At 37.1% G+C, this 22,778-nt stretch carries 20 protein-coding genes; 6 read left to right on the top strand and 14 right to left on the bottom strand.

The features are described from left to right. Positions 1–22: 22 nt before the first annotated feature. Positions 23–3,223, bottom strand: a complete 3,201-nt coding sequence (locus AA0X95_RS15450; RefSeq protein ID WP_413299286.1) for an efflux RND transporter permease subunit — start codon at positions 3,221–3,223, stop codon at positions 23–25. Positions 3,224–3,380: 157 nt separating this feature from the next. Between AA0X95_RS15450 and AA0X95_RS15445 the strand changes: the two genes are divergently transcribed. Together AA0X95_RS15445 and AA0X95_RS15440 are read left to right on the top strand one after the other, a co-directional pair. Further along, on the top strand, positions 3,381–4,235 hold the full coding sequence (locus AA0X95_RS15445) for a TetR/AcrR family transcriptional regulator (RefSeq protein ID WP_413299284.1): 855 nt from the start codon (positions 3,381–3,383) through the stop codon (positions 4,233–4,235). 123 nt (positions 4,236–4,358) lie between these two features. Next, on the top strand, positions 4,359–5,960 hold the full coding sequence (locus AA0X95_RS15440) for an MDR family MFS transporter (RefSeq protein WP_413299282.1): 1,602 nt from the start codon (positions 4,359–4,361) through the stop codon (positions 5,958–5,960). Positions 5,961–6,015: 55 nt separating this feature from the next. On the opposite strand, the gene AA0X95_RS15435 is transcribed toward AA0X95_RS15440, so the two are convergent. Continuing rightward, positions 6,016–6,819 carry an RDD family protein gene (locus tag AA0X95_RS15435; protein WP_413299280.1) on the bottom strand — a complete coding sequence of 268 codons (804 nt, stop codon included), beginning with the start codon at positions 6,817–6,819 and terminating at the stop codon, positions 6,016–6,018. A 134-nt stretch (positions 6,820–6,953) separates the two neighbouring features. On the opposite strand from AA0X95_RS15435, the gene AA0X95_RS15430 reads away from it, so the two are divergent. Further along, complete coding sequence (locus AA0X95_RS15430) at positions 6,954–7,934, top strand: stage II sporulation protein M (protein WP_413299278.1); 981 nt, start codon at positions 6,954–6,956, stop codon at positions 7,932–7,934. On the opposite strand, the gene AA0X95_RS15425 is transcribed toward AA0X95_RS15430, so the two are convergent. From AA0X95_RS15425 to AA0X95_RS15390, 8 genes are all read right to left on the bottom strand, one after another. Then, positions 7,912–9,270, bottom strand: coding sequence for a DUF58 domain-containing protein (locus tag AA0X95_RS15425; protein ID WP_413299276.1), 1,359 nt, complete (start codon positions 9,268–9,270; stop codon positions 7,912–7,914). The two genes, AA0X95_RS15430 and AA0X95_RS15425, sit on opposite strands and share 23 nt — an antisense overlap. Then, positions 9,221–10,150 (bottom strand): AAA family ATPase, encoded by a 930-nt coding sequence (locus AA0X95_RS15420; protein WP_413299274.1) that lies wholly within the window; start codon positions 10,148–10,150, stop codon positions 9,221–9,223. Before AA0X95_RS15420 ends, AA0X95_RS15425 begins: the two co-directional genes overlap by 50 nt. Then, positions 10,147–11,289, bottom strand: coding sequence for a DUF4350 domain-containing protein (locus tag AA0X95_RS15415; RefSeq protein WP_413299272.1), 1,143 nt, complete (start codon positions 11,287–11,289; stop codon positions 10,147–10,149). Before AA0X95_RS15415 ends, AA0X95_RS15420 begins: the two co-directional genes overlap by 4 nt. Positions 11,290–11,296: 7 nt before the next feature. Beyond that, positions 11,297–11,947, bottom strand: a complete 651-nt coding sequence (locus tag AA0X95_RS15410; protein WP_413299270.1) for a DUF4129 domain-containing protein — start codon at positions 11,945–11,947, stop codon at positions 11,297–11,299. Positions 11,948–11,975: 28 nt separating this feature from the next. Continuing rightward, a complete protein-coding gene (locus AA0X95_RS15405; protein WP_413299268.1) occupies positions 11,976–12,890 on the bottom strand; it encodes a hypothetical protein in 915 nt (304 codons plus the stop codon). Between the two features lie 249 nt (positions 12,891–13,139). After that, complete coding sequence (locus AA0X95_RS15400) at positions 13,140–14,375, bottom strand: CapA family protein (RefSeq protein WP_413299266.1); 1,236 nt, start codon at positions 14,373–14,375, stop codon at positions 13,140–13,142. 124 nt (positions 14,376–14,499) lie between these two features. Continuing rightward, positions 14,500–16,287 carry an oligoendopeptidase F gene (gene pepF / locus AA0X95_RS15395; protein WP_413299264.1) on the bottom strand — a complete coding sequence of 596 codons (1,788 nt, stop codon included), beginning with the start codon at positions 16,285–16,287 and terminating at the stop codon, positions 14,500–14,502. A 115-nt stretch (positions 16,288–16,402) separates the two neighbouring features. Further along, positions 16,403–17,347 (bottom strand): rhodanese-related sulfurtransferase, encoded by a 945-nt coding sequence (locus tag AA0X95_RS15390; RefSeq protein WP_413299262.1) that lies wholly within the window; start codon positions 17,345–17,347, stop codon positions 16,403–16,405. A gap of 201 nt (positions 17,348–17,548) precedes the next feature. On the opposite strand from AA0X95_RS15390, the gene AA0X95_RS15385 reads away from it, so the two are divergent. Together AA0X95_RS15385 and AA0X95_RS15380 are read left to right on the top strand one after the other, a co-directional pair. Then, positions 17,549–18,712, top strand: a complete 1,164-nt coding sequence (locus AA0X95_RS15385; protein WP_413299260.1) for a glycoside hydrolase family 18 protein — start codon at positions 17,549–17,551, stop codon at positions 18,710–18,712. Positions 18,713–18,901: 189 nt separating this feature from the next. After that, positions 18,902–19,321, top strand: coding sequence for a hypothetical protein (locus AA0X95_RS15380; RefSeq protein ID WP_413299258.1), 420 nt, complete (start codon positions 18,902–18,904; stop codon positions 19,319–19,321). A 42-nt stretch (positions 19,322–19,363) separates the two neighbouring features. On the opposite strand, the gene AA0X95_RS15375 is transcribed toward AA0X95_RS15380, so the two are convergent. From AA0X95_RS15375 to AA0X95_RS15365, 3 genes are all read right to left on the bottom strand, one after another. Continuing rightward, positions 19,364–20,152: an alpha/beta fold hydrolase gene (locus AA0X95_RS15375; protein WP_413299256.1), complete on the bottom strand. Its 789-nt coding sequence runs from the start codon at positions 20,150–20,152 to the stop codon at positions 19,364–19,366. A 105-nt stretch (positions 20,153–20,257) separates the two neighbouring features. Further along, complete coding sequence (locus tag AA0X95_RS15370) at positions 20,258–20,506, bottom strand: hypothetical protein (RefSeq protein ID WP_413299254.1); 249 nt, start codon at positions 20,504–20,506, stop codon at positions 20,258–20,260. Between the two features lie 119 nt (positions 20,507–20,625). Then, on the bottom strand, positions 20,626–20,901 hold the full coding sequence (locus AA0X95_RS15365) for a DUF1292 domain-containing protein (protein WP_413299252.1): 276 nt from the start codon (positions 20,899–20,901) through the stop codon (positions 20,626–20,628). Positions 20,902–21,055: 154 nt separating this feature from the next. Between AA0X95_RS15365 and AA0X95_RS15360 the strand changes: the two genes are divergently transcribed. Next, positions 21,056–21,352: a hypothetical protein gene (locus AA0X95_RS15360; RefSeq protein WP_413299250.1), complete on the top strand. Its 297-nt coding sequence runs from the start codon at positions 21,056–21,058 to the stop codon at positions 21,350–21,352. A gap of 52 nt (positions 21,353–21,404) precedes the next feature. On the opposite strand, the gene AA0X95_RS15355 is transcribed toward AA0X95_RS15360, so the two are convergent. Beyond that, positions 21,405–22,778, bottom strand: a complete 1,374-nt coding sequence (locus AA0X95_RS15355) for a nucleoside recognition domain-containing protein (RefSeq protein ID WP_413299248.1) — start codon at positions 22,776–22,778, stop codon at positions 21,405–21,407.

Raw genomic sequence — 22,778 nt, 5'->3', positions numbered from 1 at the left:
GCCGAGTTGTTTTATGTTTTCTTTATTCATTTACTACTTGTTTTTTCCCTTTTCTCTTCAGTTTCATTAAGGTTTCATACACAATTGGAACAATCAACAATGTAAGTAAGGTAGAACTTGTTAACCCACCAATTACAGTTACACCCAAGCCTTTTGTGATCAAACCGCTTCCCTCGATACCCACTGCAAGTGGAATAAGGGCACCAATCGTTGCAATAGCCGTCATAAGAATAGGACGAACACGCGTTCCTGCCGCTTCAATAATAGCATCTCTTGTAGATAATCCTTCGTTTTCTTTATGAATGACACGGTCTATCAAGACAATCGCATTGGTTACTACGATTCCTATTAACATGAGTGCGCCTATCATGGCAGATACGCTCAAGGTTTCTCCAGCAATCAGTAACCCAATCAAACCACCAATAATTGTAAATGGTAGTGAGAACAGAATAGCAAATGGAGCTAATCCGCCTCCAAATGTGATAACAAGGACTAAGTAAACAATTGCAATTGCAGCTAGCATCGCAAGTCCAAGTTGTTTGAAAGAATCATTAATGTCTTCCGTTACACCGCCCATTGAAACATCCACATTCGCTGGAATGTCAAGCTTATCTACTTTTTTCTGTACTGCAGTTGATACTTTTGCTACATCCTTCGTTTTAATCTCACCCGTTACATTCGTATAAATACGACCATCTCGACGTTTTATCGTATCTGATGTATTTCCCTCTTTAATTTCCACAACGTCTTTAATTGGAACAGTGACTCCAAGTGGTGAAGTTAGGGTCTTATCTGTTAGTTCATGAATATCAGAATATCCCTTTTTCTCCACATCTACATATACATTTAATTCTTTATTATCTTTTTTAATCGTTGTTAATACCTGGCGTTGTCCATTAGCTGAAAGTTCCATGCCAATTTGGGCTGCTGTTAGTCCCAGTTTACTAAGCTTTTCTTGATTAGCAACTAGCGTGTATTCATCATACGTAGCAGAAATACCTGTTTTTACGTTCGTAAGTGAGTTATTTTCTTTCATGATCTTTTCAATACGGTTGACAATAGGCTTAATGTCATCAATGGTATCTCCATAAACATTAAGTGCCAGCTGGTTACTTGAGCCCATTCCAGAAAAATCCTGTTTCCCCCACTCACCTTTATCATTTCTTTCCTTTAAGGCCTTAATAACATTTTCTGTCTCTTTATCAAAATTCTTCGTGTCTTTATCGTAACCAACGAAAAACATGGCAGAATTACTTTCACCAGGATTCATTGGATTCTCTCCACCAACAGAAAACTGTATATCTTTTACGTTCTTTCTTTTACTTAAAAATTCATTTGCTTCTGTGGCAATTCGCTCAACATCTTCTATTGTTTGTCCTGGCGCAGGCTTGTAGGTCGCCACAATCATTTTCTGTTCATCAGAAGGTAAAAAGCTCACTCCAATGACAGGCACTAGGAACAAACTTCCAACCAACATCAATATTGCCAAACTAGAAGTGATTAGTTTATGATTTAACGCCCATCTCAAAACTTTTCTATAAACAGAAGCTAATTTATTGGGCTTATCTTCCTCGTGAATGTGTTTTGAGGTAACACCTTTCTTAAAAAGGGAATGAGCCATCATAGGAACGACGGTTATCGCTACTAATAAGGAAGCGAGTAACGAAAAAACTATGGTTAATGCAAATGGCAAGAACATTTCTCCGATTGGTCCCTTTACTAAACCTAGTGGAAGGAAAACTGCAATGGTAACAATGGTAGAAGACATAATAGGCATAAACATTTCTCTTGTGGCTTCTACAATCAGTTCTTTACCAGTTAACTTTTCATTTTGTAAGGACATTCTTCTAAAAATATTTTCAATGACAACGATTGAGTCGTCAATCACTCGACCAATTGCTACAGTCATGGCACCGAGTGTCATCATATTCAGTGTGATATCCATTTGTTTTAACAGTAATACAGCTATAAGTAGTGATAGCGGAATAGATACCACTGAAATGATGGTAGTCCGGAAGTTTCTTAAGAAAAGCAATATGATAACCATCGCAAAGATAGCACCAAATATCGCTTTATCCAACATTGTTGAAACAGATTCTTCGATTGGTTTTCCTTGATCAAATATTGGTGTTACCTTTAAACCATCAATCTTCTTTTCTAACTCACTTAGCTGGTCCTTAACCGCATTGACAACATCGACTGTATTGGCATCTTGCGAACTTACAATTTGTAATCCAATGGATTCCCTGCCGTTTGTTTTTGAGATGGATTCTGCTTTACCAACCACTTCAACCGAAGCAATATCCCTTAATTCAATTGTTGGAATACCAGCCTGTGTTGGGGTATTTTGCCCTTGCATGGATGGTACCCCAGTTGGATTTTGCTGTTTCCCTTGTGTAGGTGAAGTATTTCCCGTCATTCCTTGTGCTGGAAATTGACTAGAAGGACTTGGAGACCCTTGCTGTTGTCCAGCTGAAGATGGAATAGCCGGTATTTTTAATGACTTTAAGTCTTCAAGCGTCTGAATATTCCCATCAACAACTACAGACTTTTGGGTATCTTGAAAGGTATATAGGCCTAATGGAAAAGAAATATCAGATGCTTTAATTAAATTGCGAATCGTATCTTCCTGTAATCCATATTGTTTTAATTTTTCCTGGTTAAATCTTAACTGAACTTCATCTATTTGCTGGCCAGAGATTTGAACCGAACCAACCCCATCAATTCCTTTAAGTTCCGGAACGATTTTCTTTTCCACCGTATCAGTTAATTCAGCTAATGTTTGTTTTTTATTGGAAATGCTTAATGACATGACAGGTATGGATGAAAAGCTTAAACGTGATACTTTTGGTGCTTGGACACCATCTGGTAAAGTAAGATCATTTAATGCTTCTTTTACCTCGTTTTGGGCCTTTTCCATGTCTTTATCAAAATTGTATTCTATCTGTATGGAAGAAGCATTTTGAAACGAAGATGAACTTACCACTGAAACTCCATCTAAATTCTTTACTCTACTTTCAATAGGTTCTGTTACCTTCTCAGCAACCTGCTCTGGAGTAGCTCCTGGATAGACGGTCAAAACTGTAACGAGAGGTGTATTGATATTTGGAATAGTTTCAAGCTTCATATTCATACCTGAATACAGACCGGCTACTGTCACAATAATCGTTAATAACCATACAGCAAACTTATTCTTCAGTGAAAATTGAATGATTTTTTTCATATATTTCTCCTTATTTGTAATGTTGTTGACAATTAAAATGAATTCGTCTAGCATTTGACTATATTGAACAAAACTAATGTTACTGACCGGACAGTCATAAGTCAAGAAATAAAGTTGTTTTTATATAGTATTATGATGTTTATATGGAGGGTTTATTTTGAATGAGAAGGAAAAATTAATAATTGAATCGGGAATGAAGCTTTTTGCAACGAAGGGATTCTCCTCCACTTCTATTCAGGAAATTGCAACGGATAGCGGTATATCTAAAGGAGCTTTCTATTTACACTTTAAATCCAAGGATGAGTTATTATTTGCCATTCTAGAGTTTATCTTCGAGACAGTCCATTCTAACATCCTAAAGTTCGAACATGCAGATTTACCATCACGTGAAAGGTTTTGTAAGCAGCTATCCTCTCTCATGGGGACTTTCATGGGACATAAAGAATTTTTTATCATGCTTTCAAAAGAACAAGCCATACCTCGAAATGATGAAATAAAAAAGCTATTATTTAAAAAGCAATTCGAAACACACCAGCTTTTTCGAAATGGATTAGTGTCTATCTATGGAAAAAATGTCGTGCCCTATTCAACGGACCTTTCAATGATATTAGAAGGACTATTTCATTCCTATATGCGGCTAATCATATTTGAACCAGCTGAGTTTGAATTGGAGGGTCTAACACAATTTCTTATGAGAAGAATGGATAGCATTGTAAAGGATATTACTGCTGAAAAACCATTTATATCTGAGGAGAAATTAGAAAAGGTTATTCAAAAATCCATGGACCTATTTGGCAGTACAGATATCAGCGAAATCGTACAAAAAATGAGAAATGAATTAGAGCAGTTCGAAAATAAGGAAGCACTAGAAATATCGCTTGACGTATTAGAAGAGGAAATGAAGCGAGAGAATCCTAGAAAACCGGTTATTAAAGGAATGCTCACAAATTTTAAGGAAACCGAGGCATTTAAAGGGTATGTGAGAGTGATCTCTTCCTATTATAATCTTTAAAATGGTGGATTTTAACATGCTAAATGCATACTATTGACTGACTGGACATTCAAAGGTATAATTTCTGACTGTGAGGTCACCCATAGATGACAATATAAAACCAACTAGATTGGAGAAAAAAAGATGGAAATACAACAAAAAGGGATCAATACACGATTAGTCATTACTGGACTAATTATCGGAATGTTCTTTAGTGCTCTTGAACAAACAATCGTTGGAACTGCCATGCCAACGATTATTGCAGAACTCAATGGATTTAAAATTTTTGCCTGGGTGTCAACAGCCTATATGATAACGTCCACAACAATCGTCCCTGTTGTCGGCAAATTATCTGACCTTTATGGCCGTCGTTTTCTTTATTTACTTGGTACCATTATCTTCATTATTGGTTCTGGTCTATGTGCAACAGCCACGTCAATGGAACAACTAGTACTTTATCGAGGTCTTCAGGGAATTGGTGGTGGAATGATTATGCCACTGTCACAAACAATTATTGGTGATATTTTCTCAGCGGAACAACGTGCAAAATGGCAAGGAATATTTGGCGGTCTATTTGGATTAAGTTCAGTAATTGGTCCTTTCTTAGGCGGACTTATAGTTGATCATATCAGCTGGCATTGGATTTTCCTTATTAACGTACCTTTCGGATTATTATCTGCTTTATTAATTTTTGCTGGACTTAAACATGAAAATGTTGGAAAAAAGGAAAAAGTAAGTATCGACTATTTAGGTATCGTCACTTTGATACCCGCAATCGTATTATTATTGCTTGGTTTAACCTTTGGTGGCGATAAGTTTGAATGGCTGTCAACGAAATCATACTTGATTTTTGGCGGAAGCATTGTGATATTTATTCTCTTTGGCTTTATTGAGAAAAAAGCGGAAGAACCAATTTTAGATCTTTCTTTGTTTAAAAATAGAATTTTTGCAACCATGAATGGGTTAGGGTTTTTATTAGGTCTTGGAATGTTTGGGGCCATTATGTTCGTTCCAATGTTTATGCAAGGGATTTTAGGTGTTTCTCCGACTCAAGCGGGGTCGACAATGACTCCTATGATGATTGCCATGATCGCTGCCAGTGTCATTGGCGGACAATTGCTTCTTAGATTCACTTTCCGTACGGTGCTAACAGCTGGTATGTTACTAGCTTCTGCTGGATTCTTTTTAATGAGTACGATGGGACTTGAATCTAGTGAGTTTACTGCCTATGCATATATGGTTGTTCTAGGGTTAGGTATGGGCTTAGTCATGCCAACATTGATGATTGCCATTCAGAATGAATTTCCAAAATCTCAGCTCGGAACAGTAACGTCGGCGTCCACCTTCTTCCGTTCGATTGGTGGTACTATCGGGATTACCATTTTGAATTCTGTAATGAATCATTCATTAGGAACAAAAATGGTTGAATCTGCAAATAATGCAGATAACCCAATCGCCCATGCTGCATTAACCAAGTTATCTGAGAAAACGGATGTATTATTTGGTTTATTAATCAACCCGGGTTTGTTAAAATTGCCAAGTGACATTCAAAAGATTGTAATCCATGGTATTCAAACTGCATGGTCAGAATCGTTTACTACTGTATTCTTATCAGGTCTTATCTTTATTTCAATCGGAATATTAGTCGCTTTATCTGTAGGAAAAGGTCGTATTAAGAGAGATAAAGAACTAACAGAAGAAAATGAGCATCAAGCACCAATCCACGGGCAGGAAGCAACTGAATAATCAGTAAAAAAACCTCGGCAGGTTCAAACGTGCCGAGGTTTTTTAATCCCATTTATTATAATTCAAACTCCCAATCTTCCTTTAGAATCAAATAAAGGACAAGAAGCATATTTTCTAACTCCTCTTCCGTTTTCCCCTCTGTCTCTAACCTGATTTTAGGTAATAGAATATCTGCAATTTGTTTTGTAAAATCACGCCTATCATTCAACGATAACTGATGAAATCGGCGGGAGTATGTACTTATTAACTTCCACTCCTTCATACCTAAAGATTTCAATGACCAATCATCAACGGACAAGTCCTTTACTGTTAATCCTCTAACTTGTATTTCCTTCTCAATGGGTGAAAGTTTTCTTTTCATTTTTGCCTTCCGCTCATGAACCACCATGGTCCCCGCCACAATATCTCCAAGCCTTTTATGTTTTGAATGGAAAAATATCATAATCATACCAAGAAAATAGCTAACTGGTAATGAATCAACAATGCGCATCAGGTTTCGAATAAAGCTGGAAAGCAACGTGATACTGTGGCCATTTTCCTGAATGACCCTTATCCCCATTAATTTCTTTCCTATTGTCCTTCCCCCTGAAAAGAATTCGAATGCGAAGAAGTAGCCCCCATTCAATATAAACAAGAGAATAATTGTTATTGCAAGAGGAATTGAATTATCCATAATAAAAAACGGCAAGGATGACATTCCACTCATAACTACAAATAGGATCACTACAATGATAGCATTGATGGTCATTAATAATAATTGATCAATGATAAAGGCTGCTGCCCTGCTTCCCAATCCCGCAAGTTGAAACTGAAGGGACACGTATTCAGGTGTTTTTATATCTAAATGGTCTTCGTTCACAGGAATCCCCCATCTCTATCTAGAATATTACTATAGCTGTTTCAATTTCCTAACAAAATTACTATAATTAGGTGAAAAAGAAAGTTTTAATAGTAAGATAACTTACTAAAATACCAAACCAAGAAGGTGTCAATATGAATGTTAAGCAATTTGTTAAAAAGCACCGAGATGAGTGGAACCAGTTAGAGCTATTGGTCACTTCCTTAAATAAAAGTAGAAAAAGAATTACAGGTGAGACCATTATTCAATTTCATCGGCTTTATCAAAAAGCTGCTCAAAATCTTTCGTATAGTCAAACCTACTTTCCTAATGATGATGTTACCTTTTACCTAAATGGACTAGTAGCAAAATCACATAACCTTATGTATAAGGATCAAGTATCGAGTATGAAGCAAATTCGTTATTTTTTCAGCACGAAGTTTATTGGATTATTAATCGAACAATGGAGATTTGTTGTCGCTGCCATGATTCTTTTTACCATCGGTGCCATAGGCAGCTTTCTATCCGTATTGAATGATCCCTTACATATTTATTCCATTCTCCCTGCAGAAATTGCTCAAGGAGTTGACCCTGAACAGCTTGGAAATGGACATGGTGCGGTGGATTCCTCACTTATGTCAGCAACCATTATGACAAACAACATCAAGGTTGCTATTTTAGCCTTCGCAGGGGGAATCACATTTGGTCTGTTGACGGTTTATTTACTGGTCTATAATGGCATCATCATTGGTTCACTCGCCGGGCTTTTTTGGCATCACAATAAGTCCTATGATTTTTGGGCCTATATCGTTCCACATGGAATGATTGAGCTCACTGCCATTTTTATTGCTGGCGGAGCAGGTTTGTTAATGGGCTATAAGCTCTTTGTTCCAGGCCAATTTTCAAGGGGCTTTCAATTAAAACAACAAGCGATACGGTCTGTTCAGCTACTGCTTGGTACAATCCCATTATTTGTTATTGCTGGAATAATCGAAGGCTTTATCACTCCAGCAGCGATCTCATTAGAAGCTAAGTATATGGTTGCTAGTTTAACTGTGCTTGGTTTGGTTTTATATGTTGTTATAGGTAAGCTGTTACTCATAAAAAATCAGTCTACAAAAGGTTTTGATTCATAATGTCGATATACTGAGATACTGCAGTAATCGCCAATTTTTCCTCTGGGGCCTCAATCATTTGGAGGCCCTGCTTTTCCCACTTGATTTTCTCCCGCTTCTTAAAAAGTAATTGCTGTTGAGCCATACTTTTTACCATGGCAGCATGTACATCTTTAGGTTCTTCATTTCTTCTTTCTAAAAGGGTCTCATCTTCAATCCCTACCATTAAAAACATATGACGTTGCCTAAGACGCTTTAAATATGTAAGCGCACTCTCCTCATGTAGAAAAGTACGAACATCACTAAATAAAATCATGAGACTTCGCTTCTTTTGCACCGATTCTAAGTATTGGAGTACTGAGGCATAATTAGATTCGGTTGCGTCGACATTTATATCATAAACAGCCTTTAGAATCACCTGTAAATGCGCCATACCCTTGGCAGGAGGCACGAACACCTTTATTTTTTTTGAAAAAGCTAGGACAGAAACATAATCGCCTTTTTTTAGTACAGCCGCCGCTACAGTTAACGCAGCTTCTAACGATTTTTCTAACCGATTTCCCTTTTTTAATTCTGCTCCCATCATTCGTCCGCAATCAATTAATAATGTAATATACTTTCCATGTTCCGGTTCATAATCATTTGTCATAACTTCTTGTAGCTTCGCAGTTTGGCGCCAATTTATTTTTCGAGGGTCATCGCCTACTACATAACTTCTTATTTTTGAAAAATCACCCACACCACTTCGGTTTTTACGAATTTGCAAACCCTCATTTACAAGAAATTGTTGTGCATTGGCTAAATACTGCTTTGTATCTGTTAAATCTGGTATCACTTTTACTGAATCATACATTTCTAAAGTGATCTGTTTCTCCCATAAACCAAGGAAACTTTTATAGCGAAAATATAGTTTGGAAACATCATAAATTCCTCTTTTTGTAGCAGTCATTTCATAGGTTAACTGTACAGTAGAATTTCTTGGTACCTCACCCAAGAGGGGAAACATTGTGATGAATGATTGTGGCAAACCATCAATTATTTGATAGGTAAGAGGCCAGCCTGAAGTATTTGTTATCTCTATCATCGTTTTATAGTGCAAGCCTCTTTCTAACTCCTCTGGAATCGATCGTTTAATAGTTAATTGACCTTTTTTCGGAGAAAAGAACAAATCAAAGAAACTAGTCACTATCAACATGATATCAACCGCAATAATAAATACCCATGGTAATTCTAAAACGCTGCCCATGACTAACAGAAACGATAATATTATGACAATGAGCATGAACCTTTTCGTTGGTAGAATCCCTCTATCTTGGAATAGGAACCGACCCCACAAGCTCTTCAATGATTTGGTCAACGTTTGCTCCCTCCAATTCCACATGTGGAGATAACTGTATTCGGTGTCTTAATGCTGGCTTTGCCACCATTTTGATATCATCTGGTGTTACGTAATTCCGGCCATGTATGTATGCCCAAGCCTGAGCTGCTTTACCAATAGATATTCCTGCACGCGTACTTGCTCCAAAACGAATAGAATCAGACTCACGTGACTTTCTGACAATTTGCATAATATAATCTAGGACATTCTCTCCAACAGTAACCCGCTCAATTTCCTGTCTAATCGTTTGAAAGGTGTTCATATCCAGGAAGGGTTCTACTAGATTTTCAGTAAAACGCTTTTCAATTACTTGTTGTAATACCTTCTTTTCCTCCTCAAACGTTGGGAAGTTAATTTGTAGTTTGAATAGGAAGCGGTCTTGCTGTGCTTCTGGTAGCGGATATGTACCTTCAAATTCAATTGGATTTTGGGTAGCAACGACAAAAAATACTTCCGGCAATGTATACGTTTCACCTTGAATCGTCACTTGTTTTTCTTCCATCGCTTCTAACAAAGCAGCCTGTGTCTTTGCAGGTGTGCGATTGATTTCATCTGCTAGAAGAATATTTGTAAAAATTGGTCCCTTTAGTGTTTGAAACGTACTTTCTTTCATATTATAAATGGTACTTCCAGTAATATCACTTGGAAGTAAATCAGGCGTAAATTGAATCCTATTAAAGTTTCCTCCAAGGAGACTAGCAAGTGTCCTTACCATTTGTGTTTTACCAGTACCCGGAACTCCCTCTAGAAGGACATGTCCTCCAGCTAAAACAGCTGACAATAAGAGTCTTAGATTGAGTCCTTGACCTAAAATGCGTTCCTCATATTTTTCTAGGAAGGATGTTAAAACAGTTTTCATCCCTCATTCACCTCTTTCCTTAATCGGTCAAGCTTTCTTGACCAAAGCAAGTATTCTTGCTTACTAAGCTTTTCTTTATCTAATATGATTTCTAATCCATTTATAAAGGAATTAATTTCACTGCTCGACATTTGCTTCCATTTCTTCTCCAACAAACTAATGGAATTCCTCCACTCTTTACTATATGGGATCCGCCAATGTTCCTGTAGCAAGTGTTTCACATAATCAGCCTGAATCCTAATGGAATCTTGATACCTTCTCCCACGTATAAACCAAGCGGTCAAGGCTTGGATTCCCTCATCACTAAATCGAATGGTTTCCTCTCTTGGGGTAAAAATAGGTCCAAAGCGTTTTCCTTTATGCCATAGCCATAAAATCATGATGAGAATACCTTGTAATAACATTATTAATAACCACATTGGATATACTGCTAATTGGCCAGCTGCACTCTTACCAGAATGCAGGTATTCATCAAACAAGATGTTTTGGGGTTTAGCTTCGTCTACGAAGCTTAAAATAAGTGGCAAATGATCATGGTTTAATAGATTACCATTTGTCATCCATTCTGGTGCAATAGTTACAATTAACTGACCTTGTCCATACGTTCGTTTAAGTGCAACAGCACCTGCAGTATCATTTAGTAAAATCTGATCCTTATCCGTGGGATATAATCGAATAAATGAGTTCATTTCCGCTTTAAAGGAGACATGGTTTTGATTAGTTACACTCAGTATATCCTTTGATGTTGCAGGAGACTCTTCAAATGGTCCAGTGTTTATATCAAACATTCCCTTTGGATTGTTTTTAAACAATATAATGGTATTACCAGCTTCCATAAAATCTATATACGCTTTCGTTTCTTTTTGATCTGGAGTAAAAAATGGTTCGACCATAACAAGAAGTTGATGGCTTTCTCCTTTTGGTAGTAGGTCAGGAGAATATGACCACGTTTTTCCTCCTATTTCATCCTTTACATATGTATAAAATGCTTTTACACCGGTTGGAGCAGGAGAGTCAGAAACGTAACTTGGATAACTCTTCGGTTTTTGCGAATAAATGAAAAAACTTATAAGAATAAATAAAAGGAGTAAAACAGTCAGCCCGATCCATGATCGGCTAATTGATGCTAGTTTTCTCAATGCATTCCTATCTCCTCTCTCCAAGGTGTTCAACTTCATGTCCAGCAAACCATTGGTTAATTTCTTTCGAGAACTTACTATATTCTTCTTTGCTTACTCTTCTCTCACCATAAGTCACTTCATCAAAAAAATTGGCTAGAAGGAAAAATTGTTCCGCTCGATGTTGCTGTATTTTCCGCAGTTCTTCATAATACTCCCAATTAGTTTTCCAGATCCTCGCCTCAAGCCATTCCTTATCATGAAGATATAAAAGAAAGGCTAAAAATAGATGACGAGTTGAAAGGTTGTATTCTCCCAGTTCTTCTTGTTTTTTCGCCTCTTCTATATGTTTTTGATAGGACCAATTCATTTCCTTTAATGATTGCAGAGGCTTTTTTTCTCGAAACGTCCGGTTCCGTCTAATGTTACGTACCATAAAAAATGTAAAAATTAACAAAAAAAGAACAACTACTATGATTATACTAATAAGAACTGGTCCTGAAGCGCTGCTTGCTGATTCCATGGAAGGAAACAGCTTAGACAATTGGTCAGTGACCCATTCCTTTGCTTTTTCCCACCAGGTCTCTAACAAACCTTTGGTACCATCTTGGTAGACCCTATATTCTTTACGGTTTAATATATTTTCCAACGTGTTACGAGCTTTGCTTGGATCAAGCATTTTCATCACCTAGCTTACTTTTATGTATTTACTTTACCAGGTTGTAATCATCAATCATTTCTTTTAAATCATCGGCATCATGTCTGAGCTTTAAGTCAAGATACATAACACTATAACCAACTGAAAAAATCAAAGTTGTAAATAGTGTAGCAATGTTTGAAATAATACTTAATAGCACGCTATTTCCCAAAATAATTCCAAACGTCATTTGAACGGCAAAACCGATACTTGAAATAATCAAATAAAATACGAGATATAACCCCACTAATGGCCATGTCCTCTTTTTCGTCAGTCTCCAACTTTTAGCCATGCCTGGTGATTCTTTGTCTAATACCACAGAACCAAAATAAAAGCTCCAACGGGTCAAAAGCAGACCAACTCCAACTGCACATCCCAAAAACAATAAGATAGCACCTAGGATACTTAATACAGGATGGATTTCAACACCAATAACTACTACTAAAGTAATGATAATAATCGGAACTAAGATGATAGCAAAAACGATTAATCCAAATAAAATGCTACTTCCGATCATTGGCCAAAATCGGGAAAAGGCCTGTTTAATGACAGAACCAACAGTATATTCTTCATTTCTTCGTACATGATCAATTGCAAAAAGAATTGCAGCTTCAGCTACCGGACCTAGTATGAGACTAATCAGGCCTACCAAGATCACGCCAACGTCTGCTCCCAAACTACTTGAATCAAGTGTTCCTGTTTCTTCAAAACTAGATAGCATCTGTTCATACCAAGCACCACCTGTACCAACAGCTCTAAAAAAACTTGTTCCAGAAGCCAACTGGACAATAGCTTCGAGTAAATATAAAGGTCCCATTAGCAAAAGTAGAATACGAAAAAAATCCTTAAAGCGGCTTTTACTTAAGCTAAAGGTATGATCAAGAATTTCACCAAATCCTTTTGGTTTATTAAACTTTGTATCCAATTTGAACCCTCCTAGTATGAAATGGCAAACCTTAATTTTTGGCTATTTTAAGCGTGCCTGTTGATTTCCGCTCCAGGCACTTCGCTTTCCGCGGGCGTGCCGGGGAGCCTCCTCGTCGCTTCGCTCCTGCGGGGTCTCCCCTGCCCCGTACTCCCGCAGGAGTCTTCGTGCCTTCCACTCCAATCAACATTGTCTATTAAACAACATAGACCTTTTTCACAGCTCAATTTTTAAAGAGTTAATTACCCCTTACTTTTTTGCAACCTGGTCTTTATTTTCATATACTAACCAATCAGAGCCATTTATTTTGTTTGAAGCATCAATAATCTTTTTCTTAACGCGGTCATGCTCAGCACCTGTTAATAAAGTAGGTTGATAGTTATTCCTTGAGGAAACAGACGATATAGAAAATGGAACGACATTAATTTCTTTTTGGTCTGTAAGTAGTCCATTCTTCAAATGAAACGTTTGTTGAAATACAAATGTGTCCTTATCTCTTGGGTTTCTATTCCCACCAAACATGAAATTCCCAAGACTATAGACAATAAACTTACCTTTGTACTCTTCTATACCTTGCACAACATGGGGATGATGTCCCAATACCAGATCCGCACCACTATCGATGGTATAATGGGCTAATGATTTCTGTGACCCTTCAGGTACGTAATGCCCCTCATTTCCCCAGTGATAATGGACAAGAATGATTTGTACACCCTGATCCCTTAGGTTTTTAATATCCTGAGCAGTTCTATTGCGAACGTCTGCTGAATCATTCCAGCCTTCATATCCTAAAGCCCCAATTTTCACACCTTTCACCGTTGTAATAAACTGATGATCGTAACCAAAATAACCGATTTTTTGATTTTCAAGTGTATTAATAGTATCCGTATATCCTTTCTCAAGGTAATCATGGATATGATTGTTTGCTAGATTGACAGCTTCAATCCCTCCAAGCTCTAAAATTTGTGCATACGATGGGTCACCTTTAAAGCGGAAAGTCTTCTGAGCCTTTTGGGTGGCATTTGTTAAGGTTGTTTCTAGATTGACAGTTGTGAGGTCGTCGTTCTTAAAAATGTCATTTAACCCTTTTACAAAATAAGGAAGACCATTTGTGGAGGCCGTCTTGACGAAGGAATCGCTATAGGTAAAGCTTTCATCAGTTCCAAGCGTAAAATCACCGGCTGCGCTAATTTTTATACTAGTTTCTGTAACAGGTTCTGGAGTAGCAGTCTGGTTATCTGCTGTTTTTTCTTCCTGTTTGGTTTCTCCCTTCGTAGAAGCTTTTGTAACAGGCTCCGTCCGTACTGGCTCTTTTTTCGTTAATTTTGTAGAGGCTGTTTCTGAGTTTAAGCCACTGAAATAATACGTTCCACCGGAGGCAATCAAAATTAAAAGAAAAATTAGGATAATATTCCTTCTCTTTCTTGGAGGTCGATGGCGAAGTAATCTGGTTTCTGTCCCTTTTTTTTCTGTCTCTTCATTCATAAATGCAATTAACCCCTTTATTATTTTTCTAACTTTCTTAATTCTATAACAAATTCTTACAATACTCTATCAAAAAAAAACCGTAATTCCCTAATAAAAGGAAGAATTCCGGTTTTCAGTAAATTTACAGTTTGGAGAACTCCTCAACTAATTCTTCAAATTTCTTTAATGAGTTTTCAATTGGATATGGTGACGTCAAATCTACACCAGTCCTCTTCAATAATTCTAAGGGATAATCGGAACTGCCACTCTTTAAAAATTCCAAGTAGGATTGAAGTGTATCCTCATCACCTTCGAGAATCCTAGTTGCCAAATGAATCGCTGAAGCAAAACCAGTTGCATACTTATAAACATAAAAAGGACGATAGAAATGAGGTATTCTTGACCATCCATATTTTACTTCCTCATCAAATACAAGTTCATTCCCATTGTATTCTCTAAACAAGTTTTCGTATGTTTGATTAAATACCTCAACATTAAGCGGTTTCCCTTTTTCTGCCATCTCATGGGTTATCTTTTCAAACTCAGCAAACATCACCTGTGTAAAGAAAGTACCCTTAAATTGATCAATAAAATGATTGAGCAAATGTTTGCGAGCCTCTACATTCTTCTCATTATTTAATAAATAATTAATTAAAAGCACTTCATTAACTGTGGAAGCTACCTCTGCTACAAAAATGCTGTACCTTGCGGTTATTTGCGGCTGATGCTCGGAACTTAGTCTACTGTGTACACCGTGACCGCATTCATGCACTAAGGTAAATAAACTATCCAAATCATCCTGATGATTTAAAAGGATAAAGGGATGCACCCCATAAACACCTAAATTGTAGGCACCAGATCGTTTACCAGGCGTTTCCCGAACATCGATATATCTAGCATCCTTAAACTCTTTAAGAATTTGAATATACTCCTCTCCGAGAGGAGCTAATGCCTTACACATGGTTTCATAAGCTTCCTCATATGAGATTACTTGCTTCACTCCACTTATGAGTGGAACACTCATATCGTATTGGCGAATTTCATCTAGCTTTAATTTTCCCTTCCGGATTTGTGTATATCGATGCAATGATGCAATATTTTTTTTTGTTGTTTGTATTAAGTTCTCATATACACCCTTCGGTACTTTATCACCAAATAATGACTTTTCAAGTGCAGATGGATATTGACGTAGTTTAGCTAAAGTCACATTATTTTTGATGGCCGCTGCAAGAGTAGATGCAATGGAGTTTTTTAATTGAACATAAGGCTGATAATATGCCTTATAAGCTTCTCTTCGCTTTTCTCGATTTTCACTCTCAATAAGCTTTGCGTACATTCCTCTGGTTAACTCCACACGTTCCCCCTTGTCATTTGTAACATCTCCAAATTTAATGTCAGCGTTATTAATCATCCCGAACGTATGACTAGGAACAGACAAGGCATCACCTAATTGTGAGAGTAGTTCTTCCTTTTCCTTGCTAAGCACGTGTTTCTTATAACGAAAGGATTCCCATAAATCTTCAGCAAAGTAACCTAGCTTTTCTTCTTCTTCCAAGTATCCTTTTAAAGTTGTCTCATCTAAGCTTAATAAAAAAGGCATAAAGAATGAGGTGGAAGAGCTAACCTTCACACTGAGTTGTTTCGCCCGCTCTAATAGAGATTGGGCATTGGTATCTCTTGTGTTTTCATCCACTGATAACATGGCATAAGCATACAACTTATTAAAATGAAACGATAAATCCTCTCTTTGCTGAAGGTATTGATAGAGACTATGGCCATTATGAATATTTCCGTCATATCCCTTCAATTGTACCGCTAGTTGTTCAATTAATTGATAGTCTTCTTCCCAATTACTTACATTGGTAAAGATATCTGCAAGATTCCACTTCTCATAAACGGGTACTTCGTTGCGGCTTGTATAGGTTTGCATATTAATCTCCTTCCTCGAAAATCATTTTCACAATTATATACCATAAGTATCTAAATATCCCATTTTTTGAAAAATAAAAAGCAGGTCAGCTAACTGACCTGCTTCTAATTATTTATTACTTAAGAGCCATTAATCTTTCGTTTACCTCATCTTCACTTAATCCATGCTGAGCCACATAACGGTTTCTAGGGTGAACCCTGCATTCATGCGAACAGCTACGTAAATGTTTGTGTTCGTTTTCTTCTGAACATATGATTTTTCGGTTACATTCTGGATTTGCACAGTTGACATAGCGTTCACAAGGCTCTCCAGTGTAGTAATCTTTTCCTACCACTACATGCTCTTTTTGATTAACTGGGACACTAATACGTTCATCAAATACATAGAGTTGTCCATCCCATAGGTCACCTTGTACCTCAGGGTCTTTACCATAAGTAACGATCCCACCATCCAGCTGTGAAACGTCTTCAAAACCTTCTTGAAGCATCCATCCTGAGAATTTTTCACAACGAATCCCGCCGGTACAATAAGTAAGGATTTTTTTTCCTTCAAACTGCTCCTTATTCTCTCGAATCCATTGAGGTAAATCACGGAAGTTTAATATATCCGGTCTTACAGCACCACGGAAATGTCCTAAATCATATTCATAGTCATTTCTAGCATCGATAACCACTGTATCTTCTTTTTGCATTTGTTCAAAAAATTCCTTTGGCTTCAAATGCTTGCCAGTTAGTACATTTGGATTGATATCATCCTCTAAACGTAATGTAACTAATTCAGATCTAAAACGGACCTTCATTTTTTTGAAGGCATGTTCAGATGCTTCGTCAATTTTGAAAATTGTCCCAGAGAATAGAGGGTGCGCCTCCATGTATTGCATATATGCATCCGTCTGTTCAACCGTTCCTGAAACTGTTCCGTTTATTCCTTCTGCAGCAATAATAATCCGGCCTTTTAAGCCTAGATCATTACAAAATTGGCGATGTTCATTCGCCGTTTCTTCAGCATTCTCTATTTGAACATATTTATAATATAATAACACTCTATATTCTTGACTCATGTTTACCACCTTGCGCTTTCTTATTATAAAACGTATAAAACATACGATTTTTTAACATTAACCTTATTACTATATCAAAAACTCGAACTACTTTTCAAATGTTTGAACATCTTCCAGCTAATAGGTTGATATTACCAACTTCTCTTCCATCCTTTTTCTGTTACAATTTTCATTGAAGAACACTGAGGAGGAATTCATCTAATGAAAAAACATTATAGCCTCCTTGCCTTGGTAATTTCTATTACCTTCATTGGAGGCATTTTTACTGGAGTATTTTTCTCTCCTAACAACGATCATTCACAATCTAAGAATATACAAAAAGCAGCGCAGTCTGAGATAAAGCCTCAGAAAAAGGACTTACCAGAAGTTAAAAATGCCTCTTCGAAAGTCCTTATAGGATATGTACAGGATTTTCGTGATCCAAATATAGTAGATTACGAAAAATTTACACATGTGATATTTTCTTTTGCCCACCCGACAAAAGACGGAGGGATTTTGCTCAATGGTGATGCTGTTATAGGAAACCTTCGGGCAACGGTCACTAAAGCGCATAAATATGATACAAAAGTGATGCTGGCTGTTGGTGGGTGGTTTCATATGAATGGCGGCGAATCATATGAATATTTCAAAACTGCGATTTCTAATCCTGTTAGCCGAACAAGGTTAGCTAACGAGCTTACTAGTATCGCAGAACGAGAAAAGCTAGATGGTATTGATATAGATTTTGAACATCCTCGTTCCAAAGCAGATGCAAAAAATCTAGCTGCTTTTACGAAGGAATTAAGTACCCAGTTACATGCAAAAAACAAGGAATTATCAATAGCTGTTTATTCCAAAATACATGCCCAAACCCTTACAGAAATTGGCTTTGTGGTGTATGAGCCATCAATGTTCGCAGATGTGGATCATGTCAATATCATGGCGTATGACGGGCAGTGGGATGGTGGGTATAATGGGGCAAACTTATCACCGTACCCGTTTACTGAAAAAATTGTAGCGTATTGGACTCATTTATTTGAAACATATCAGTTACCAACAGAAAAGCTGGTATTAGGAGTACCGCTTTACGCACAACCTGCTGATCCAAAAATTAAACAGGTATCTTATGGGGCTATCATTAACGAAAACCCTGCTAATGCAAATAGTGATACAGTAAAAATGAACGGAACAACCTATTATTATAATGGCGATGCAACGATGAAAAAGAAAACGAAACTGGCACTTGACCACAGCTTAGGTGGGATGATGCTTTGGGAAGCAGGTCTCGATGCACAAGGCTCTCATAGTATAACTTCCTCTATTTACAATGTTTTGAACGATTCCAATAAGGAACCGGTTAAATACTATACAGTTAAGAGGAATTAAGGATATGAAGCTGAACTCACTTTAAAAAAGTGGTTCAGCTTTTTTATTGTTTAATTTTTAGTGTCTACATAATACACGACAAGAATTCGTCACAAAATATGGTATTTGTCGAATATTTTTCCAAGTTTATTGAAGGAGATTGTCGAAAAAAGGAGAATTAAATAAGGAGTTGAAAAAGGAGGAAGAAAGATGAAGAAATTATTAACATTATTATTTGGTGCCTTAATCGCTTTATCCCTCTTTGTTACTACGGGGAATACAGCAAAAGCAGCAAAACCTGGGGATGATTGTGGATGTACAGGGACACTTGTGGGTGCAGAAAAGAATAAAATTGTGGCTGACTTACTAAGCAGTCAAGAATTTAAAACAGCTAAAGCAAAGTTAACATCAGCTGGTTATTCTTATAAGGGGGCTTCACTCATCGTAGTAGCAAAAATGGAAAAGACTATTATTGCTGTTGTTCCTTTTTATACTAGTGATGGACAAACGATTATTGCTGGATTTGTTAATGGTGCATTTCAAGGAGCTGTTAATCCGGCAACAGAAGAACCGGTATTATTTCCTCAAGAAAAAGAACCACAAATACAATCTCTACTTGCAATCTTTTAAGATAAAGGTTCCCATTAATTATGGGAACCTTTATTATTGTTATTACACCCTTGACAAAAACTCCTGCATCTCTCTAATCAATTCCTTAGGATTTTCGTACATACTCATATGTCCAGAGTCTTTTATTAAGGTATTAGTAATATTTGGTTTTGTAACTGAAAATGTTTTTTCAGCTGGGATGATTTGATCCTGTTCTCCTGCAAGTAATAGGACAGGTAACCCTGCTTTTTCTAATACATGATTCCTGTCAGGTCTTTCTTTCATCGCTTGTAAAGCGTGAATAGCGCCTTCTGGTGTAGTGCCATAACCTATTTCATTTGCCGTTTCAACATATTTTTCATCCTTATGGTCTGGGGCAAAAAGCTTTGGTACTAATCCATCTATAAGAGGATCAATTCCCTGTTGCTGTATTTTTTCTACGTTCGCAAGCCTTCCTTTCTTTGCCTCATCTGAATCGGGAAATGCAGTAGAATGTACTAAAGAAAATCCATTTAATTGGTCGCTATACTTTTCAGCAAAAGCAAGAGTGATATATCCTCCCAAGGAATGACCGAACATCGTTACCTTCCCTAATTTTAGTCCATCAATCAATTCTTTAATTGATTCAGAGATCGCCTCAATTGTTACTCCATTAGAAATGGTTTCAGATTGCCCATGACCAGGCAAATCTGGTACAATTACCCGGTAGTTTCTTGATAATTCCGGTATGATTTCTTCCCAATAACGAGAACTACCACAAAAACCATGAAGAAGTACAATTGGCATTCCTTCTCCTTTATCTACATATGAAATCGATGAACCTTCAAGTTTTTGAAATTTTACTTCCATCATCCTCACTCCTTCCATTTCATTCATCTTGTCATATATATACCCCATTTTACCATAAAGAAAGCATTGCTTTTTCAGAGCAATGCCATAGTTATTTTTAAATACATATTATCCAATCTGTTCCTCATTTTGGTCCGTATTCAATAAAGCTCGTTTATTAGGGATTTGAGTTAAATTAGACCTTTTCAATAAATAATTCATATGTTCAACAGGCATAGACCCATGACCTTTACTGTCGCCGAGAATGAATTGGACCGTGATACCGTTATTACTTTTTACTGTCATTAATTCTGCAGAGTTAAAAAAACCTTTGATACTTTGAGAAATTTGATACTTTGAACCCTCTTCAATAAACATGAAAGTCTCCTTTTTAGATATTCTCCATGTTAGTATGCCAAAAATCATTGTTTACATACATAATTTTTCCAGCATGTTCATAACAAAAAAAAGAGAGGTTATCCCCCTCTCAAAGTAAGCTATTCATCTTCTTCCATCATATCATCAAAAGCCTCAGATACCTTATCAAATTCTTCATCGCTTTCAATCGCTGTAAAATCTCCATCCTCATCAACTTTCAAAAAGAAGATATCAATATCCTCTTCCGTTTCTTGTTTCACTTCGTCTGCAAATGCGACGGCCACATACTCTGAACCTTCAATCGTCATAACTCCAAGTACTTCTACTTCCTGTTCATCGTCATTCTCATCACTAATTGTAAAAATCTCACCAATTTCAATTTTACTCATGTCCATTCCACCCCTAATGAAAATTTTCTACCTTCAAACAGTATCTCATAAAACCATTGAATTTAATCTAAGTAAGTTATGATACTTAGCTAAAATCTCAGCAACATACTAAAAAATCCGATATAATTGAGTTATTAAGTTTTTTGTAAGGAGAATTCAAATGAATCAAAAAGAGTTAGAAGAAAAGATCATTGAAAATTATCGCGGGGAAGAGAAAATGATGATCCTCGTTTTTGCCCAATGGTGCATTAATCACAACCTTAATCCGGAAGAATTATACATAAGGGCTTACCCTGATCAAGCAGCCAACCCTGCGTTGAGGGAAGCCATTGAGTTAACCGTACCGAAGGAAGAGGCTGGTGAAGTACCAGATGAAACTCTTCTAGGTGTATTATCCTTGTTTGGAAACAATGACCTTGCATTCGTAGTGACGGAAGAGATTACAAAAAGAAAATAAATTTTTTTCATGAAAGAGACACCTGAGAGTTAATTCAGGTGTCTTCCTTACATTATAGAATACCAAGCATTCTTACCGTTTGGGTAATGATTAATGGTACCAAGATCGCGATGACTGTTGGGATAAGGAAAGCCATGAAGGTCCATTTTTTACTTTTTGTTTCCTTGTAAATATTAAGCAAGGTGGTTCCGCATGGATAGTGCAATAGTGAAAATAACATCATATTTAAAGCTGTCAGCCACGTCCACCCATGATCTAAGAAGATATTTTTTAAGTCTCCCAGATTATCAACCTCTGTTAGGGAACCAGTTGATAGATATCCCATCAACAGAATGGGCAGGACAATTTCATTGGCCGGTAACCCGAGTATAAATGCCATCATAATAAATCCGTCAAGTCCAAGCATTTTACCAAACGGATCTAAAAATTCGACAGCATACATTAAGATACTCGTATCTCCGATATAAATATTAGCAAACACCCATGTAAGGATAGCAGCTGGTGCTGCTACTTTTACCGCGCGCATTAAAACGGACCACGATTTAGTTAGAGACGAACGAACTACCGTATCAAAGATCTTCGGCTTGCGATATGGTGGAAGCTCTAACGTATAGTGAGTAGGAACACCTTTTAAAGCGGTTTTTGACAATACCCATGAAACAAAGAATGTGACAATAATTCCAAATAAAACAATTCCAACTATGACTCCTGTGGTAACTAGCGACTTTAACCCACCTGTAAAATTAGCAGCCATAAACAAGGAAGCTAAAACAATTAATGTTCCCCAGCGGCCGTTACATGGTACAAAGTTATTTGTGAGTATAGCAAGCATTCTCTCCCTTGGAGATTCAATGATTCGTGTCGATATAACAGCGGCTGCATTACAACCAAAACCCATTGCCATCGTTAAGGATTGCTTACCGTGTGCTCCAACCCTTTTAAACAAACGATCCATATTAAAGGCAACCCTTGGCAGATAGCCATAGTTCTCAAGGAGAGCAAAGGTTGGAAAGAAAATTGCCATTGGCGGCAACATCACACTGATGACCCACGTCGTTCCTCGATACAACCCGAGGACTAATATACCGTGCAGCCAATCGGGCGCATGCATGAACTGAAAAAATGAAGTAAGATACCCCTCAAGGATCCCAAAAAACTCTGCTAACATTGATGAAGGGATATTCGCTCCAGCAATCGTTAAATAGAACAGCACACCTAGCATGGTAATCATAATTGGGAATCCGAATATTGGTGATGTAAAGATTGCATCCAATTTTTCCGTACGCGAATCCTGTTTTGATTTCGTGTAAGAAATGCCTTCATGACATAATTTATGACTTCGGTCGTATAGATGTTGGACAATCTCATCTCTAAGCTCTGATGTGGACAAACTTCGTGCTTCTGCATATAGCTCTTGAAGACTCAT

Origin of the sequence: Neobacillus phoenicis (genome assembly GCF_047302305.1) — a bacterium.
Classification (GTDB): Bacteria; Bacillota; Bacilli; order Bacillales; family Cytobacillaceae; genus Neobacillus.
Note: the sequence above shows the minus strand (reverse complement) of the source record. Positions and strands in the feature narration are given on the sequence as shown.

Excerpts from the sequence above, each read along its gene's own strand:
- AA0X95_RS15450 (WP_413299286.1), bottom strand. The coding sequence starts at position 3,223 with ATGAAAAAAATCATTCAATTTTCACTGAAGAATAAGTTTGCTGTATGG.
- AA0X95_RS15400 (WP_413299266.1), bottom strand. The coding sequence starts at position 14,375 with ATGAATGAAGAGACAGAAAAAAAAGGGACAGAAACCAGATTACTTCGC.
- AA0X95_RS15420 (WP_413299274.1), bottom strand. The coding sequence starts at position 10,150 with ATGAAAACTGTTTTAACATCCTTCCTAGAAAAATATGAGGAACGCATT.
- AA0X95_RS15360 (WP_413299250.1), top strand. The coding sequence starts at position 21,056 with ATGAATCAAAAAGAGTTAGAAGAAAAGATCATTGAAAATTATCGCGGG.
- AA0X95_RS15370 (WP_413299254.1), bottom strand. The coding sequence starts at position 20,506 with ATGTTTATTGAAGAGGGTTCAAAGTATCAAATTTCTCAAAGTATCAAA.
- AA0X95_RS15440 (WP_413299282.1), top strand. The coding sequence starts at position 4,359 with ATGGAAATACAACAAAAAGGGATCAATACACGATTAGTCATTACTGGA.
- AA0X95_RS15365 (WP_413299252.1), bottom strand. The coding sequence starts at position 20,901 with ATGGACATGAGTAAAATTGAAATTGGTGAGATTTTTACAATTAGTGAT.
- AA0X95_RS15375 (WP_413299256.1), bottom strand. The coding sequence starts at position 20,152 with ATGATGGAAGTAAAATTTCAAAAACTTGAAGGTTCATCGATTTCATAT.
- AA0X95_RS15355 (WP_413299248.1), bottom strand. The coding sequence starts at position 22,778 with ATGAGTCTTCAAGAGCTATATGCAGAAGCACGAAGTTTGTCCACATCA.
- pepF (WP_413299264.1), bottom strand. The coding sequence starts at position 16,287 with ATGCAAACCTATACAAGCCGCAACGAAGTACCCGTTTATGAGAAGTGG.
- AA0X95_RS15385 (WP_413299260.1), top strand. The coding sequence starts at position 17,549 with ATGAAAAAACATTATAGCCTCCTTGCCTTGGTAATTTCTATTACCTTC.
- AA0X95_RS15390 (WP_413299262.1), bottom strand. The coding sequence starts at position 17,347 with ATGAGTCAAGAATATAGAGTGTTATTATATTATAAATATGTTCAAATA.
- AA0X95_RS15430 (WP_413299278.1), top strand. The coding sequence starts at position 6,954 with ATGAATGTTAAGCAATTTGTTAAAAAGCACCGAGATGAGTGGAACCAG.
- AA0X95_RS15410 (WP_413299270.1), bottom strand. The coding sequence starts at position 11,947 with ATGCTTGATCCAAGCAAAGCTCGTAACACGTTGGAAAATATATTAAAC.
- AA0X95_RS15380 (WP_413299258.1), top strand. The coding sequence starts at position 18,902 with ATGAAGAAATTATTAACATTATTATTTGGTGCCTTAATCGCTTTATCC.